General features: G+C 57.7%; 17 protein-coding genes and 4 pseudogenes. 18 read left to right on the top strand and 3 right to left on the bottom strand.

Annotated features, from left to right (window positions below; genetic code table 11):
• From PSUB009319_RS23045 to PSUB009319_RS22495, 9 genes and pseudogenes are all read left to right on the top strand, one after another.
• Positions 1–208: pseudogene (locus PSUB009319_RS23045) on the top strand (hypothetical protein); the annotation flags it as partial.
• An 864-nt stretch (positions 209–1,072) separates the two neighbouring features.
• Positions 1,073–1,546: a hypothetical protein gene (locus PSUB009319_RS22530; protein WP_124384392.1), complete on the top strand. Its 474-nt coding sequence runs from the start codon at positions 1,073–1,075 to the stop codon at positions 1,544–1,546.
• 41 nt (positions 1,547–1,587) lie between these two features.
• Positions 1,588–1,890 (top strand): hypothetical protein, encoded by a 303-nt coding sequence (locus PSUB009319_RS22525; protein WP_124384391.1) that lies wholly within the window; start codon positions 1,588–1,590, stop codon positions 1,888–1,890.
• Positions 1,891–1,942: 52 nt separating this feature from the next.
• Positions 1,943–2,323, top strand: a complete 381-nt coding sequence (locus PSUB009319_RS22520) for a hypothetical protein (RefSeq protein WP_124384390.1) — start codon at positions 1,943–1,945, stop codon at positions 2,321–2,323.
• 51 nt (positions 2,324–2,374) lie between these two features.
• On the top strand, positions 2,375–2,707 hold the full coding sequence (locus PSUB009319_RS22515; RefSeq protein ID WP_124384389.1) for a DUF2185 domain-containing protein: 333 nt from the start codon (positions 2,375–2,377) through the stop codon (positions 2,705–2,707).
• A 57-nt stretch (positions 2,708–2,764) separates the two neighbouring features.
• Entirely contained in the window at positions 2,765–3,553 is a 789-nt protein-coding gene (locus PSUB009319_RS22510) for a hypothetical protein (RefSeq protein WP_124384388.1), read from the top strand.
• An 86-nt stretch (positions 3,554–3,639) separates the two neighbouring features.
• Positions 3,640–4,416 carry a hypothetical protein gene (locus PSUB009319_RS22505; RefSeq protein WP_124384387.1) on the top strand — a complete coding sequence of 259 codons (777 nt, stop codon included), beginning with the start codon at positions 3,640–3,642 and terminating at the stop codon, positions 4,414–4,416.
• Positions 4,417–4,462: 46 nt separating this feature from the next.
• Complete coding sequence (locus PSUB009319_RS22500; protein WP_124384386.1) at positions 4,463–5,074, top strand: hypothetical protein; 612 nt, start codon at positions 4,463–4,465, stop codon at positions 5,072–5,074.
• A gap of 106 nt (positions 5,075–5,180) precedes the next feature.
• A complete protein-coding gene (locus PSUB009319_RS22495) occupies positions 5,181–5,411 on the top strand; it encodes a hypothetical protein (RefSeq protein WP_124384385.1) in 231 nt (76 codons plus the stop codon).
• A gap of 24 nt (positions 5,412–5,435) precedes the next feature.
• On the opposite strand, the gene PSUB009319_RS22490 is transcribed toward PSUB009319_RS22495, so the two are convergent.
• On the bottom strand, positions 5,436–5,777 hold the full coding sequence (locus PSUB009319_RS22490) for a hypothetical protein (protein ID WP_124384384.1): 342 nt from the start codon (positions 5,775–5,777) through the stop codon (positions 5,436–5,438).
• A 285-nt stretch (positions 5,778–6,062) separates the two neighbouring features.
• Between PSUB009319_RS22490 and PSUB009319_RS22485 the strand changes: the two genes are divergently transcribed.
• The 5 genes and pseudogenes from PSUB009319_RS22485 (at position 6,063) to PSUB009319_RS22465 (ending at position 10,675) form a co-directional block, all read left to right on the top strand.
• Positions 6,063–6,611, top strand: a complete 549-nt coding sequence (locus PSUB009319_RS22485; protein ID WP_124384383.1) for a GbsR/MarR family transcriptional regulator — start codon at positions 6,063–6,065, stop codon at positions 6,609–6,611.
• A pseudogene (locus PSUB009319_RS23515) lies at positions 6,608–7,507 on the top strand (thiol-disulfide oxidoreductase DCC family protein). The gene PSUB009319_RS22485 and the pseudogene PSUB009319_RS23515 overlap by 4 nt, the downstream one beginning before the upstream one ends.
• Entirely contained in the window at positions 7,504–8,952 is a 1,449-nt protein-coding gene (locus PSUB009319_RS22475; RefSeq protein WP_124384382.1) for a TIGR01777 family oxidoreductase, read from the top strand. Before PSUB009319_RS23515 ends, PSUB009319_RS22475 begins: the two are co-directional and overlap by 4 nt.
• A 337-nt stretch (positions 8,953–9,289) precedes the next feature.
• Positions 9,290–9,916: a tyrosine-type recombinase/integrase gene (locus PSUB009319_RS22470; RefSeq protein ID WP_124384381.1), complete on the top strand. Its 627-nt coding sequence runs from the start codon at positions 9,290–9,292 to the stop codon at positions 9,914–9,916.
• A gap of 264 nt (positions 9,917–10,180) precedes the next feature.
• Positions 10,181–10,675, top strand: coding sequence for a DUF2059 domain-containing protein (locus PSUB009319_RS22465; RefSeq protein WP_185453538.1), 495 nt, complete (start codon positions 10,181–10,183; stop codon positions 10,673–10,675).
• A 56-nt stretch (positions 10,676–10,731) separates the two neighbouring features.
• Here the strand turns inward: PSUB009319_RS22465 and PSUB009319_RS22460 are convergent.
• Positions 10,732–11,088: pseudogene (locus PSUB009319_RS22460) on the bottom strand (integrase core domain-containing protein); the annotation flags it as partial.
• A gap of 49 nt (positions 11,089–11,137) precedes the next feature.
• On the opposite strand from PSUB009319_RS22460, the gene PSUB009319_RS22455 reads away from it, so the two are divergent.
• Complete coding sequence (locus tag PSUB009319_RS22455; RefSeq protein ID WP_124384379.1) at positions 11,138–11,452, top strand: DUF1153 domain-containing protein; 315 nt, start codon at positions 11,138–11,140, stop codon at positions 11,450–11,452.
• A gap of 5 nt (positions 11,453–11,457) precedes the next feature.
• Positions 11,458–11,943, top strand: a pseudogene (locus PSUB009319_RS23435) (DDE-type integrase/transposase/recombinase); the annotation flags it as partial.
• Positions 11,944–11,957: 14 nt separating this feature from the next.
• Here PSUB009319_RS23435 and PSUB009319_RS22990 read toward each other — a convergent pair.
• Positions 11,958–12,968: a hypothetical protein gene (locus PSUB009319_RS22990; RefSeq protein WP_185453539.1), complete on the bottom strand. Its 1,011-nt coding sequence runs from the start codon at positions 12,966–12,968 to the stop codon at positions 11,958–11,960.
• A 506-nt stretch (positions 12,969–13,474) separates the two neighbouring features.
• Between PSUB009319_RS22990 and PSUB009319_RS22445 the strand changes: the two genes are divergently transcribed.
• Positions 13,475–14,257: a hypothetical protein gene (locus PSUB009319_RS22445; protein ID WP_260393123.1), complete on the top strand. Its 783-nt coding sequence runs from the start codon at positions 13,475–13,477 to the stop codon at positions 14,255–14,257.
• A gap of 116 nt (positions 14,258–14,373) precedes the next feature.
• Positions 14,374–14,760, top strand: a complete 387-nt coding sequence (locus PSUB009319_RS23375) for a DUF3489 domain-containing protein (RefSeq protein ID WP_260393122.1) — start codon at positions 14,374–14,376, stop codon at positions 14,758–14,760.
• Positions 14,761–14,861 lie beyond the last annotated feature (101 nt).

Genomic DNA, 14,861 nt, shown 5'->3' with positions numbered 1-14,861 from the left:
TTTTGGCAAGCCAACCACACCGTCAAAGATCAGGGTTGCAAAAACGGAGGGGACCATAGATTTGGTGGGGATCACTCTGGCAACTTCCTCTCACACCGTCGAGACGGTGCTGGGGACACGCTTACTTCGATTTGAACATGACAGCATGTGGATTCACCATGAGTTCTCAGGCGGCCAGTTGGCGCTCGTGACATTGACGCTGCCATAAGGAGGCACCGGCGTCTGCTTCCGGCCAGGAGCGGACGTTGAATTACGGGGGCAAAATATGGATGCGTGCCTAGCAATTCGAAGGTAACGTTGCTCTTCAAATCTCGGCGAGAACGGCTGCAACGGAACGAGACACGGGACGCCCTCACATCTCTGGACGGGGGGCGCAAATTCTGCATTCGAAATTCGAAAGATGAACTTCGCCTCCCTCCAAACGACACTTCGCAACGTCGGGCTATGGCTCGTCGCTGTTTCCTGCTCGTCATCGGCCTTGGCTGATACCCGAGTTTGCACTGCGGACGATGCTTACAAGGCAGAGGCAATATCCGATGTGGCTACGTCGTGGAAGCAGTTGCATCGACAATTTCGACAGTTCGCACATTGTGACGATGGAGCCATCGCGGAAGGTTTCAGCGAATCAACTACTCTTTTGCTCGCCAATCACTGGGGAACCATACGACAGATGGAACCCATGATTGCATCAGACCCAGCTTTCCGTAGGTTCATTGTCCGGCATGTTGACGATACAGTGCCTGCAGAGAGGTTGCGGCGGATAGCCAGAAATGCGGGCAAGCAATGCCCTCGAAATCTAAAGAGCTTCTGTGAAGATATTCAAGCAGCGGCCAAAAAGTAAGCGAGCGGATGCTCACCGGTGTCGCGCTCGGTGACTGCTTCCGGCCAGAAGCGGTCGTTTGACAGTTGCCGACAATAGGCGCGCCTATCTAGACGTACAAGGCTCGCGTTGCTATCTGCTCCCCTCCTGCAGAGCCTTTGTGAGCCCCCCTTTGGTAGGGAGGCGGAAACTCATCCTGTGTCACTTCCCTACGATATGCTGGCGACGCCAACAAACTGGGGACACACTGACATGCCGTTCGAATGGCCGCACCCTGAGTTTCGTTTCCGCTCATCCCGCGACTGGGAGCAAGTTCCAGGCGATGACCCCACGCGCCTTCAGCTTTACTGCCCTGAAACGCGCACGACTATCACGCTGTCCATGGACCCCTACAAGGTGCCGCCCGAGAAATTCGAGGCCACCGCGCGATTTCTGCTCGAGACGCGCAAGAAGGCGTATGTGGACGGCGTGCGGCACCTGCTGGGGCAGGATGCGCGCATCGAGCTTTCCTACACCAATGAACGTGTGCAGTCGCATTCCACAGGCACCGGCTGGGAAATCAGCTACGAAGGCATGGGCTCGGGGCGCAGTTTTTTCGGCTTTCTCGGCTATGTCACGTCGAGAAAAATCGTCAATCTCTTTGTGGAAACGCCGCTTTCCTTTACGCCTGGTCGCCGCGAGATGTACCAGGAGGTAATTGGAGGCTTCGAAGTCACGTTGCCCTAGGAGCAAGGTCCTTATCGCTCCGCCCATCAGGAACCTGCGACATGCTTATCATCTGGCATCGTTTGGGAATTCTCGTTCTGCCTGTACCGTTTGTCGTGTTTGCACTCACGCAGCTGGTAGTTGACGCGACATTAGGGCCGGGCTTCTATACAGCGCATCTCTGGCCAAAGGTCACAGGTGGCCTGTTGAGCGCGCTAGCCGTTGGCGTCTTCGGCTATTCCATGAATCGGAACGAGAATAGCGCGCGCAAGCACCGTCTGTTCTTTTTGCCTGTCGAATATTGGTCTGCTGTAATCGTGGCGTTCACGCTCGCCATGGCAGTGCGCGGAGTGGCGGGGCGATAGGTCGGTCGGCACCCTCTGACGAGTATTCGCCACCAAGTTCCAGGAGGGCACTTTGATTTTCGATTGGCTCAAGAGCAAGAAGAAGCCGCCGGGTCCAGACTATTCGGACGTCGATTCCCTGGCAAAAGCGGAGGCCCTATACAAGAGCGGAGCGCTGGGCAGACTGTTGCTCATGCCGAGCGAATTTGGCGGGCCCGATTTCGGACCAAATGTCGTCTACGTGCCAGCCGATGTCGTCGAGTTGAAGCAGTCGATGGACCGCAACGTTATCGCTCCTTTGGTGGCGTCGGGCAAGGTTACAAGGTATGCAGCGACGCCAGAGTACCAAGGGGCGAGCTTCATTCCCAAAGCTATCAAGGTTGAAGCCAGCAACCCCGGGCAGTTCTCGTCCGTCATCAGGATTTGGGGCGAAGCGCTGCTCGACCAAAATTGAACGATGTCGAGCGAGCTCGGGAGCCGCACTAACCGTGCAGTAGGGGAAACGATGAAGAAGACATTCAAATTGTCGGCAGACCAAGTCAAGCCGATAGCCACGGGCTACGGTGCTTGCATTGCTAGCGACCTCATAACGGTAGAGGGGCACCCCGTTCGGTTCATGTACCGAGAGGCGCCGGCTAACAGCTTCGACAGCGGTTGGCGATTCTTGGCTGGTTTGGAGAGCGACGCTTATATGGCTGTCACCGAGAATCATGCTGTCTATGATGTCAACACGATTGCCAACTACGACCCCAGCATCATTCCTCTCCTCGACTCGCCGGCGGGTAGCGTGTACGAGAAGTGGCCGGACTCCGAGCAGTTTGTAGCCGTCCACGACTGATATCGGCAACTTACGGCGAACAGCACTCAGTGCGTACTTATCATGAGGAGATGAGGGATGGGTGTGGCTCTCGCTGGAATCGCATTTCGTTCAACGGATGCGAGTCAGTCGGCCGATGCTCTGGTATCGAGGCTATTTGCGTCCCCGTGTTACGAAATTGTGCCGCCCCGAGGACGGGAGTTCGACATCCGCCATCCTACGGACGTGATGGTCGAAGTCTTTGGCGACGTTTGCTTTGTGTACAGCAACGCGTTGGTTTGGGATGTTCTGGACAATCCAGACGCCGATGCCGGGCACATTGCTGCCAAGCTGGGAAACCCGGAAGTTGTCCTCGGATTTTGCCATTACGATTCAGGCGGCACGTACGGCTATGCGTTTATCGAGAACGGAGTTCGGACGCGGTCTCGTCTGCAAACGTCCGACTCGCTCAATGACTCACCAATCCAAGAACATGGGGTTCCAAAGGCATTCGAGACACGATGGTTGTCTGCGCCGTCCTATCTTGAAGAGGACGAATCCATACCGCCCGAAGAGCTCGTACGCATCTATTACTTGGAAGCGGAAAATCTCCGTGTAGCGGACTTTTCGCTGACCAGCCGCCTGCTATACGAGGCGCTCATTGAGCAGTTCGGGGTCTGTCCGTGGGACACGGACGTACGCTCCAAGCCACGCTTCTTCAAGGTAGGAACACAGACAGTCGACGCAGCTCTGTCGCCCGAGACCGGCGCCAAGCTAACCCTGGGTGAGTTCTCTAAAAAATCGAGAGCTTTCGGCTCGACTGCCGAAGCGGGGAAACGCTTCAGCCTGGCATCCATACTGAATTTGCTATGCGGGCGTGAAGGCTAGCAGATGAAATACTTCTTTCTCGAGCCGAGGCGGCGGAGAGCCGCCGTCCGGTTTCGGCCAGAAGCAGTCACTCGACAACAGCGGGTATGTTCGCAATCGCATTCCTTATTCTTTTCTGCCTATTTTTCTTTGCCGTTTGGGGTGTAGGTGCATTGCTTCCGATCGGCAAGTGGCGCCCCCTGTTCCCTCTCGGTGTGCTCGCTTGCGTATTCGCATATCCCTTCCTACATTTGGCGAGACCGAGTTACGCAGAATTCAAAGAGCTGTGCTCTCACCCCACTCAAGCGTCAATCATCAAAAAAAAATCAGTCGATTTCATTCTGCTGGATTGGGGCTTTTCATCAGACTGCAAAAAGGGGCCCGCATATATCGCCAACCATGGCTACCTTGGCTTTGACTGCAACAAGCGGGTTGGCTTGAACTCGAATAGCGAGGCGAAAACGCAGTTCTACAGATACACCAGGAAGCCCGGCGCCCCCGCCACCTGCGGACTCGAATGTTTTGACGAGGAAGATATCTCCAAACCGGAAGCCAACTTTGGCCTTTCGACGAGAAGTAACCGAGCCCGGGCCGGGTATATGGCAAGCAGCGAGAGAAGGGTGACAGTTGATCGCCCTTTTTCGAGCGACCAAGAAATTCCGTTCTGGCAATGGCTAAGGTTCAACGACCAGATCCTTGTCGATGCGACTGACGGCGATATGGCGTTCACTTCCCACTACACCTATCTCCCGTACGGACCGATCACGATTCTCGGCTTCGCAAGTGGAAGTGCTCCGACAGAACAGTGCCCATGGCCGCCCACGATAGATCCACGAGATGTCTATAAGCCAAAGCGAGCACCTTCCCCGTTGCCGAAACGATGAGTGGAAGCTACGCCCCGCCCCTGATACCTAACAACGACAGAAAACCATGTCACGGTTCTCGCACCTAGCCTTCTTCGCCATCCTGCTCGCACTGTCCGCCAAGCCAGCAATGGCGGACTGGACGCAAGACTTTGTCAGAATTGCATGCAACCCTGATGCGCGATTCTTCCGCTTCGAGTACGTTGGCCTAGATGGCGGCGACACTTGGTCAGACGCTGAGTTTGATGACAAACGCATCAAGGAACGCAAGGCCATCTGGGCGCGATATGGCTTTTATGTTCCGTCAGACCTGCGCTATGAGTGCAAATTGGGCGACGTGACATATCGGCTCACCACGAAGCAGCCCGCCCCATACGAGCGAGGCATGTGCAACGCGACGCCGCAGATCAAGCTGAATCTGTCGCGTGACGGCGAGGAGATCCTAAAGGACGTTACTTTCGGGGACGACTGCTTTGGTGGACCGTCCGTGTCGAGCATGACGATCTTCGAGCCGATACAAGGATGGGGAAGCGGTGGCACCACACTTTGTGCGTGGCCCAAAACAAATATTGGTGAGAGGTATCAGGAAGTCTGCGGCTTCCTCTCGGAGTTTTTCAGCACGATGCCTGTCACACAGGAGAAGATGGAGAGCTACCTGCGCAAGCCCTCCAAAGAGTAACTGCCGTCCGCTTCCGGCCAAAAGCTGACTTTGGCCGCGCCAGTGACCACCTCAGCAGCCCAAAGTTAAACTACACAGGTACCCAAATAGGACTGCCGAGCAAGCTATGAGCGAGTTTTATAGCGACGAGTTGATTGTAAGAACAGCGGCGTTGATTGAAGAGCGCTTCCATGTTGCAACTGATTACTCCAATCGGTTGGCCATCGCAGCACTCGATGGTATCGAGTCACACGGACTTGATGCCAACGACTGGGACACTGTGGTCGAAACGGTGAACGTTGTCGTCGCCTCCTGGATAAGTGCAGGCACGTTCAGCGGGAAAGGCGACGTCCCGTAGCAGTCCCATCCTCTTTATTGGAAATCAGAGAATGATACGAAGCGGAAACGGAACCTCGATTGCTGTCGCCTTGCTATCGATTTCGCGCTTCAGTTCGTCAAAGGTGTCCACAATGTCCGGCCGCTCTATGGCTGCGGCCCTGTCCCTAACTGTTGATATGCAAAACGCGGTCGTGATTGGAGGTCGGTCCGCACCGTGCTTACGACGCTCCTCGCAAGCGGCGAGAGCACCGAAGGCCGCTTTCATTTCGGGGTGGCGTGCCGCAGCTGCAGAAATACTACTGTCCTCAATGAGCCCACGTTGATGCGTATACGAGGACCACTGAACACACAGCGTAAAGAATAGGACGATAACCACGAGCAGCATGGCCACGAACCATCTAGAGCCCCTTTTCATTCGTTGTCTTCCTTCTCTTTGCCCGCAGCCTGCGGTCGTCAGTGACTAGGCCTGCCACCAGCCTAAATGATAGTTCCACTACCGGCCAACTGCCGACGCGTACCCCCTAGAAGGGACCTACCCAACAGGCGCTCACGCTCTCCGATTCAGGTCTAATTCCCCCTCCCATCCTCCCGAGGACGGCATCCTCTTCACCGCCTTGACAAATATGCGATAAAGTTCTTTAATTTCTGTAACGACAGAAATGAGGGAATTATGTCCCTGAACCCAAGCACCCAGAAGCTGATCCTGCATTGGGGAGAAATGGGCAGCCGCTGGGGCGTCAATCGTACGGTGGCACAGATTCATGCGCTGATTTTCTGCAGCCCGCACCCTATCCATGCCGAGGACATTGCCGCCACGCTGGGCGCGGCTCGGTCAAATGTCAGCAACAGTCTCAAAGAACTCCAGTCCTGGAACCTCATCCGGGTAATACACATCGCGGGTGACCGGCGCGATCACTTTGTCGCGCACCAGGATATCTGGGAGATATTTCGCGTAGTCATGGACGAGCGCAAGAAGCGTGAACTCGATCCCACCCTGGCAGTGCTGAGGGAATGCGTGGCGGATGCCGAAGACGACCCCATGCTGGATGCGTCCACCAAGGCCAAAATGTTTGGGATGCTGGAATTCATGGAAATCTTCATGCGCGCCTACGACGATTTCAAGCATCTTCCGACACCGACCATTAAACAGCTACTCAAGACCGGAGGGCGGATTGCCCAGTTTCTCGGTCCTGACAAGAAAAGGGGTGCCAAGTCATGAATTCAGCAATGCTGGAGCTCTATTTCGACGGCAGGTGCGCGTTCTGCGCAACGGAAATGCGTCGCCTGAGCGAATGGGACACTGAGGGCCGACTTGCCTTCGTGGACATTGCGCGCCCGGGCTTTGACTGCGCTCCCCTTGGTGTAGACATGGCGGCGCTGAATCGCGAATTGCATGGCCGCACGTCTGCCGGCTGCATGCTGGTGGGCGTGAATTGCATGATTGCCGCGTACACCCTCGTCGGTCGAGATTGGTTGGTCTGGCCCCTGCGGGTGCCGGGCCTGCGCCGAGCGTTGGCCGCGATGTACCGCGCATTCGCCCGCAACCGCTACGCACTCTCACGCTGGCTCGGTTATCGGGCTCCACCGGTCTGCGACAGCAGTACCTGCCGCGTCGGTAACCCATTTCTCACAGGCGAACACCCCCGCGATCCACACTGACTTATCCTCGCCATGATCCAGACTTCGCGTCACAGTATCCGCCGGTGGGCTATTAGATGGATGTACGCAGCGGCTGTTACACATCTGTTTGCCGGCGCCGCACTGCCCTGGATAGCGGATGCCTCTGTCCTGGACGGCTACCACCGTGGCATCGAGCGTTATTTCTGGAGCGGACTGGCGCCTGCCGAAGCCAGAGCCCAGCAGGCATGGTGGATGGCCTTGTTTGGGGCGACGCTTCAATGTTCGGCGATCTGGATGCTGGCGTTGGTACATCTGGGCAACAAGACCCGCCATCGCGTGGCTTGGGGTGGACTGTTGGTCGGCTTGCTGGTCTGGGCGCCTCAGGACGTTCTGATCTCATTGCAGGCTCATGTGTTGCTGCACGTGGTGGTCGATAGCACGGCCCTACTGGCGATGATTCTTCCTCTGATCTGGCTATGGAGGGAGGACGCATGACCACACTTCCTGCCTTCGACTGGGCCATCAACCTTCTCATCGTGCAGGGACTAATGGGAGCGTTTGACACCCTGTATCACCACGAGCTGGCGCAAAAGCTGCCGTGCAGCCCGCGCGCACGGCGAGAGTTGTCCATTCACGCGATCAGAGCCGTACTGTACGGACTGGTTTTTGTCTCAGTGGCCAACCTCAAGTTCCTAGGCGTGTGGACGTTTGCCATCGCAGCGCTAGTACTCGTGGAGGTGGCGCTGACCCTTTGGGACTTCGTGGAAGAGGATCGAAGCCGCAAGCTCCCGGCTACCGAGCGCGTTCTGCACACCTTGCTGGCTATCAACGGTGGGGCGTTGTTCGGCCTTTACGGGCTGCAGCTCGCGGCATGGTTCCAGGCACCCACGGCGCTCGCCGCCGCCGATGTCGGGTGGCGCGGCTGGCTGCTGAGCCTGTTTGCCCTCGGCGTGATGGCCTCCGGCGTTCGCGACGGCGTGGCCACATACCGGATGAACCGGCGAATGCCGGTCGAGAATCCGTTTGCTGGACAGTCTCATTTCAACATCCTGGTATCAGGCGGCACCGGATTCATTGGCGAAGCGCTTGTGATACACCTGCTCGACGCCGGCCATGCCGTCACCGTCCTGACGCGCGACCCGCTGCGCGCGGCCTATCAGTTCAATGGACGGGCGCGTTGCGTGACGGCAGTCAGTCAACTGCATCGCGAAGAACGATTCGACACCGTGATCAATCTGGCGGGAGCGCCCGTTCTGGGGCAGCGCTGGAGCGCACGACGGCGGGCCCGGTTATTGGCGAGTCGCATCGGCGTGACCGAGACACTGCTGCGTTGGGTGAACACGGCCGCTTCCCGACCTGGGACGTGGATTCAGGCATCGGCTATTGGTTATTACGGCGCCCGGTCCGCTGACGAACGGCTGACCGAAGGCAGTGTGCCGGGCAGCGGCTTCATGTCCGAACTGTGTCAGAAGTGGGAGGACTCCGCCCGTCCGATTGAGGACCTGGGCATCCGCACGGTCGTGCTGCGCTTGGGCCTGGTGTTCGGGCCGGGCGGCGCTCTGCCCCCGATGTTGCTCCCGTACTATTTCGGCGTGGGCGGCCACCTAGGAAGTGGCAAACAGGTGATGAGCTGGATTCACCGCGAAGACGTACTACGCATCATTGCGCGCGCGATATCCAATTCAGGTATGCGTGGCGTCTACAACGCGACCGCCCCAACCTCTCTAACTCAAGCAGAATTTGCCCGCATATTGGGCAGGGTGCTACATCGACCCGCGTGGTTTCACCTGCCGGCAGCACCACTGCGCTGGGCTGCTGGTGAAATGAGCGAACTGCTGCTGGGGGGCCAGCGAGTATTCCCGACTCGCCTTCTGCAAGAGGGTTTCGAGTTTCGATTTGCAAAAGTGGAGCCGGCTCTTCGAGCTCTGATAATGAACTGACAGGAATGAAGCTATCGTTCAGCTGCATTGGGCACACGGTCCGCACACTGTTGATGCCACCCAGAAGCAAACACGAGGTTTCCCGTTTTGCCTGGCGCATATCGCTGCTCGATTTAGGTTTATCGAACTGACTCGAACGATTGTCTGCAACGTAGCCACGAGCAGTCGTTCAGCACCCGATATCGCAAGTTGGCCCGAGGGCCCGTCTACTGGTCGCCATTGCACGGCATCGGAACAAGTAAAACGCCAGACCGAGTGGCGACCTCGATGGACGGGAGTCGGCCAGTCGGCACCGGCCGGTCAGACTAGATCTCCCTTCAATCGAAAGGAGATATCCATGAACACGCTAACCAACACCGATCGGTCGCGAGCGCCCTGGAACAAAGGGAGATTGATTGGCCAGAAGCTGCCGCTGAAGCTCAAGGAGATTTGGGCCATCCGCGTACGCCTGCAACTTTCGTCTCGTGTACGAGATCTGGCCATGTTTAATCTTGCCATCGACAGCAAGCTTCGCGCATGCGATTTGACCAAGTTGAGGGTGCGGGACGTTTGTCACAGAGAGCACGTCGCCAGCCGCGCGACGATCATGCAGCAGAAGACGCAACGACCGGTACAGTTCGAGATCACCGAACAGACCCGCGAGAGCGTGGCGGCATGGATAGAGCATGCAAGGCTGCACGCAACCGACTACCTGTTCCCTAGCCGAATTCACGACTCTCCGCACCTGTCGACGCGCCAGTATGCTCGGGTGGTCCATCGGTGGGTCGCATCAATCGGCCTGGACGACACCGCTTACGGTACCCACACGATGCGACGGACCAAGGCGTCGTTGATCTATCGTCGCACAAAGAACCTCCGGGCTGTCCAGTTATTGCTCGGCCACACGAAACTTGAAAGCACGGTCCGCTACCTTGGCATTGAGCTAGAGGACGCACTTGAGATGGCGGAGCAGACAGAGGTCTAGCGTGGCAGACTTTGTAGCGAGGGGACGGACGCTGGCGCAGCTGGGTTGGCGTGATGCTCATTAAATCACCGCCGGTTGAGTCTAACCAGCATAATGAATCGTCGGCAGCATGACACCTACGCCGTCGTTCGAAGAAGCCTTCCTTCCGTGGGGGAAGACAATGCCGGGCGTCGGACGACATAATGCCTACTTCCTCCGAGCCTGAAGGTGCCTGCAATGATTCTCCGATCATCAGTTCGTCATGTTTTCGCTGCAGCCGCTCTTATGGTGACCTTCCAGGCATCGGCGAGGCCGTCGCAAGAATCTCTATCGGTACTTACCGATAGTTTTGCGGAGGCCGCTCTCGTCGGAATGAAGCTTTCCTTTGCAAAAAGCTTCGATCAGGGAAAGGTCACTCGTGCTCAGTATCAGTGCGTAGAGCAGTTGAATGCCTCGGACATGCGGAAGACGGTCTACGAGGTACTGGCGCAGGCACTTAATGACGACGAGCTTCAGGATGCGCAGGAGTTTTTTGGCAGTAGCGTGGGTATCAAGTACGCCCGATATGGCATCCTCAAAATCTATTCTCAGCGTGGCGCAACGCCTCCGGAACCAGAGCCGCTCTTCACGAGCACGGATCGAAGTGAGTTGGCCTCATTCGCATCTCGGCCGGCGGGGAAGAAGCTGATTGTTGATCACGTGCTCGAAAGCGATAGTGCACGCCAGGCATTCACAGCCGGGACAGTTCAATTACTACGGGGCTGTATGGCTATGCGATGAAGGTGTCCGCTTCTCATCGATGTGAACCGCCCCGGGAACCATGGAGGCTGGGTGGTTTAAGTTAATGCGGTTTCAGTGTCGGCGATTTCAAGTTGCCGATAGTAGTTTGCCTCAGCTTCGGCGGGCGGGATATATCCGAGTGGCTCCATCAGTCGATGGTGATTGAACCAGGCTACCCATTCCAGGGTTGCCAGCTCGACAGACTCCCGAGTTTTCCAGGTGCGGCGATGAATCAGCTCCGTCTTGTACAGGCCGTTGATCGTTTCAGCCAGCGCGTTGTCGTAGCTGTCGCCTCGGCTGCCGACCGACGGCTCGATGCCCGCTTCAGCCAGCCGCTCGCTGTAGCGAATGCTGACGTATTGCGATCCCCTGTCGGAGTGGTGTATCAAGGTTCCATCGCCTCCTGGCCGGCGTGTATTGACCCAGTGAAAACCTGCTCACGTCACAATAGGAGAAATGACGATGAGCACGAAGATGGAAGAAGACATCAAGCGCTGGACGGCCAAGCGCAAGAGCGCGCTGGTGCTGGACATCATGCAGGGCAAGACGACGGTAGCGGAAGCCAGCCGCGCCTACGACCTGTCGCCCTCCCAGATTGAAGGTTGGGTAGACGACGGCAAGCGCGGCATGGAGAACGCGCTGCGCGCCAACCCGCTGGATGTGAAGGAGCAATACGAGCGGCAGATCAAGGATCTGCAGGAAGCGTACGGCGAAGCCATGCTGGAGTTGCGTGCTCGAAAAAAATTGCAGTCCCTGCTGGGCGAGGACGAGAAGTGATCGAGATGATCCGCCAGGGACTGCAAGCCGACGGCATTACCGTCTCGATCTCGAAGCTGTGCCGGTGGTTCGAGGTGCCGCGCCGCACCGTGTATTACCGGACGGTGAAGTCCGCGCCGAAGGTCCAGGCTCGCTTCGCGGAGCCGATCAAGACGATGATCGAAGAGTCGCCGTCGTTCGGCTACCGGACGGTGGCACATCTGCTGGGGTTCAACAAGAACACGGTTCAACGCATCTTCCAGCTCATGGGTTGGCAGGTTCGCAAACGTCCTGTCGGCTTCCGGCCGCGCATTCAAGCCGTGCCGTCGGTGGCCACGGCACCGAACGAGCGCTGGTCGACAGATATGTGCCGCGTCTGGGCAGGCCGAGACGGTTGGGCGACGCTGGCGCTGGTGATCGACTGCCACACGCGCGAGTTGCTTGGCTGGCATCTGTCGCGCAGCGGCCGCGCCAGTACGGCTTCGAGCGCGTTGGAGCATGCGCTGATCGCTCGGTTCGGCAGCCGCTATCGTTTCGTCATGCGTTTCGCTGCGCGCTTGATCGCCTCCGTCTTCCGCTGTAAATCACGCTGTTTTTTGTTGAGCGGCCGATCTCCTCCTGTATTCCCAAGCGCTTGGCGCACGAGCGGCCGCATGGCCGACTTGTCGAGTTTATCTACGGTAAGGGCATTCAGGACGTTCCTGCCATTTTGTGACATCGGAAGCATGGCCATCAACGAGAAATTCTCTGCGGTAAAGAACACTCGCGCCGCCTCGCACTCGTCAAGGATGCATCTCGCATCTTCTGGCAGATAGACTGATTCGTTGAATAGTTTCTGAAGCGCTGCGATGTCGACGGCTTGCGGATCAGCAGCAAGCAGAGCATCAGCGCGACGCCAGAGCGAGGAAATTCGTTGCTCCGTGAGCGAAAGTGCAGCCGAGCCGCGGATGACGCCCTTTTCAATTTCCTTGTAGCGCGCGGCAGCACGGTTGCGTGCCTGCCCAGACGCAATCATGTCGCTGATTTCGGATTCCGGGAGTTCGACTACGTCGACCACTGCCATACTGGCGCCACTATTGATCCGGCGTCTCAGTTCCCGGTCCGCCTCTGGACAGAGTGCAACGAACGCTTCGACGCGGCGAACCCAATTTTCCGCCTCGTCGTATGCGGCATGTACTTTGCGCTCCGTTCCTTCAAGCGCTGGTCGGTCGAGAAGCATCGGTAGCATTGCCTCCCGACGTCGTGACTCTGACAACTTGAGCATCTCCACCGTGAACTTTGACGAGAACTTGTCTTTGTCAGCGCCACAGATGTGCCCAATGTTGGAGATAGTGCCGTCCTCGAGCTCGATGATCACACCTGCCTTGTGCGGTGTACCGCAGTTCGTCAAGGCACAATGCGTCTCGGATGCGAAGCCGTATGGCCAGATGACGCGACGCAGCGCGACCTGCGCGGGATTGACCTTCTCCACGTAGCCTGGCAAGTTTCGAAGATCGGCTGGTGTTCTGACTGCGCGGCACAGTTGATCAATGTCCATTGGCGCTCGCTTAGTTGTCCGGTTGCAAGATCATAGCGCTGAAGCTGGGCTCGTTCGGTACGTCGTAACTTGCAATTCGGATGGTTGGCTTCAGGCGCGACATCGCGCAGCGAATGACTGTGCTACTTTGTTACCCGACTCTGAACCGACGGCAGCAAGAAGAAGGTCAGTAACGGGTCGGTAGCAGCCATCGACCGAATGAGTCTCGGTCGGCTGCTTCCGGCCGATTGTTTTGAAAAACTCGGCAGACATGGTTTTCGGAGAAATTTCGGGGGCACCCGAACCCCAAACGGCAGGCGATCGTTCAACACAGGCCGATCTGAGAGGTCGGGTTTCGGCAGCCGCGCCCTGTTCACTGGGCCGATCGAATTTTTCAACACTCTCGGCCAGGAGCCATCATTCGGCCATGGTGACGCGCTCCGCAAATTGCTTGATGTGTCTCGCCTTCAGAGCGGTACTGGTGTCACCGTCACCCCTGTCGTGGCGGCCCATACCAGGAGCGCATCATGAGCAAATTTGCTACCCTAAGGGGCTCCAGCCCAGCCACCACCGACCCCGCAACGAGCCGCATGAGCCTCTGCTTCATAGCTGCGGCGCTGCTCTGCACCGCGTTTGCCGGGTGCTCGAAGCCGACCGATGCCGTCGTGCCCACTGATCCCAAACAGTGGGACGGCGAATTTGCGCAGAAGATCAAGAACCTCAGCGAAGCTGATAAAGGTCTGCTTGCCGCCTACCTGCTACGGACCCAGTTGGGCGAAGTCTTCGGCAAGCAAGGTATGCCAGTCGGCACAACCGTTGGGCAGGCCATTGATGCGCAGCGCCAGTGGATCGCAGAGCAGGACGCCAAGAAGGCAGCAGCGCAGCGATTGAAGGCCGAGATCGAGGCCAAGCAGGCGACCACGGCTGCCGAACTCAGCAAGACCATCGTGCTCACCTTCATAGGGCAGCGGTACATCCCACAAGATCTCGATGCGGGCCAGATCTACAACCGCTTTTCCGTCCAGATCGGCGTCAAGAATTTGGGCAACAAGGCCATCAAGGGTGTGAAGTTGCAGCTCGCGTTCAAGAACACCTTCGGGGAAATCATTTCCAAGACGCCGCTGAACATCGAGCATGCGATTCCGCCGGGAGGGGAATACGTCTGGAAGGGAATCAGAAAGGTCAACGAGTTCACGGATGAAGGCCGCAAGCTGATGGACCTGGAAGATGGTCAGTTCTCGACAGAGATGCAACCCACAATGGTCGTGTACGCAGACGGATCCACTGTTGGGAGTCCCGACGCAAATTGACGCCCGGCCACGTCAGACTGAGGCGTGACTTCCGCCAGATTCACTTGATGTGTCGCCTCTTCAGAGCGTTACTGGTGTCACCGCCACGGCAGGCGTGACGGCCGCACCAGGAGCGCATGATGACCAAATCCCCTACCCCGAAGGCACCTCGCCGAGCCCCCGCAACCAAGTCCGCTGCTGATCCTGCAAAGAGCCGCAGGGGTCTCAAGGCAGCGCAAACCAAGGCCCTCTCCTCCGGCCGCAGCAGGACCGCCAAGCCCCCGCTCGCACCGGCTGCAACAGTTGAGGCGTTGGAGGCTCCCACCACCAAGCAAGCTCAGTTGATCGCGCTGATTAAACAGGCATCGGGCGCCAGCTTGGCTGATCTGATGAGCGCCACCGGATGGCAAGCCCACTCGGTACGCGGTGTGATCAGCGGCGTATTGCGCAAACGCCTGCAGCTGCCGGTAGTCTGCGAGACAGTTGACGGGGCCCGCCGCTATCGAATCGCGGAGTCAGTATGAGCGTTGATCTGTCCGAACTCATATCGATGGATCGGGCGGCGTTGGCTGAACGCTGGCGGCAGGTGTTCGGTCATCCAGCGCCAGCCAAGTGTCGCGCCGAG

The sequence above is a fragment of the Ralstonia sp. SET104 genome (assembly GCF_003851545.1).
In the GTDB taxonomy this organism is placed as follows: domain Bacteria; phylum Pseudomonadota; class Gammaproteobacteria; order Burkholderiales; family Burkholderiaceae; genus Ralstonia.
The sequence above is the reverse complement of the archived record's forward strand: the minus strand, read 5'-3'. Positions and strand labels throughout refer to the sequence as shown.

What these genes read in the sequence shown, in the direction of transcription:
- PSUB009319_RS22455 (WP_124384379.1), top strand. Translation starts at nt 11,138, where the DNA reads ATGAGCACGAAGATGGAAGAAGACATCAAGCGCTGGACGGCCAAGCGC.
- PSUB009319_RS22495 (WP_124384385.1), top strand. Translation starts at nt 5,181, where the DNA reads ATGAGCGAGTTTTATAGCGACGAGTTGATTGTAAGAACAGCGGCGTTG.
- PSUB009319_RS22525 (WP_124384391.1), top strand. Translation starts at nt 1,588, where the DNA reads ATGCTTATCATCTGGCATCGTTTGGGAATTCTCGTTCTGCCTGTACCG.
- PSUB009319_RS22485 (WP_124384383.1), top strand. Translation starts at nt 6,063, where the DNA reads ATGTCCCTGAACCCAAGCACCCAGAAGCTGATCCTGCATTGGGGAGAA.
- PSUB009319_RS22475 (WP_124384382.1), top strand. Translation starts at nt 7,504, where the DNA reads ATGACCACACTTCCTGCCTTCGACTGGGCCATCAACCTTCTCATCGTG.
- PSUB009319_RS22445 (WP_260393123.1), top strand. Translation starts at nt 13,475, where the DNA reads ATGAGCAAATTTGCTACCCTAAGGGGCTCCAGCCCAGCCACCACCGAC.
- PSUB009319_RS22515 (WP_124384389.1), top strand. Translation starts at nt 2,375, where the DNA reads ATGAAGAAGACATTCAAATTGTCGGCAGACCAAGTCAAGCCGATAGCC.
- PSUB009319_RS22530 (WP_124384392.1), top strand. Translation starts at nt 1,073, where the DNA reads ATGCCGTTCGAATGGCCGCACCCTGAGTTTCGTTTCCGCTCATCCCGC.
- PSUB009319_RS22510 (WP_124384388.1), top strand. Translation starts at nt 2,765, where the DNA reads ATGGGTGTGGCTCTCGCTGGAATCGCATTTCGTTCAACGGATGCGAGT.
- PSUB009319_RS22465 (WP_185453538.1), top strand. Translation starts at nt 10,181, where the DNA reads ATGGTGACCTTCCAGGCATCGGCGAGGCCGTCGCAAGAATCTCTATCG.
- PSUB009319_RS22505 (WP_124384387.1), top strand. Translation starts at nt 3,640, where the DNA reads ATGTTCGCAATCGCATTCCTTATTCTTTTCTGCCTATTTTTCTTTGCC.
- PSUB009319_RS22990 (WP_185453539.1), bottom strand. Translation starts at nt 12,968, where the DNA reads ATGGACATTGATCAACTGTGCCGCGCAGTCAGAACACCAGCCGATCTT.
- PSUB009319_RS23375 (WP_260393122.1), top strand. Translation starts at nt 14,374, where the DNA reads ATGATGACCAAATCCCCTACCCCGAAGGCACCTCGCCGAGCCCCCGCA.
- PSUB009319_RS22470 (WP_124384381.1), top strand. Translation starts at nt 9,290, where the DNA reads ATGAACACGCTAACCAACACCGATCGGTCGCGAGCGCCCTGGAACAAA.
- PSUB009319_RS22500 (WP_124384386.1), top strand. Translation starts at nt 4,463, where the DNA reads ATGTCACGGTTCTCGCACCTAGCCTTCTTCGCCATCCTGCTCGCACTG.
- PSUB009319_RS22490 (WP_124384384.1), bottom strand. Translation starts at nt 5,777, where the DNA reads ATGCTGCTCGTGGTTATCGTCCTATTCTTTACGCTGTGTGTTCAGTGG.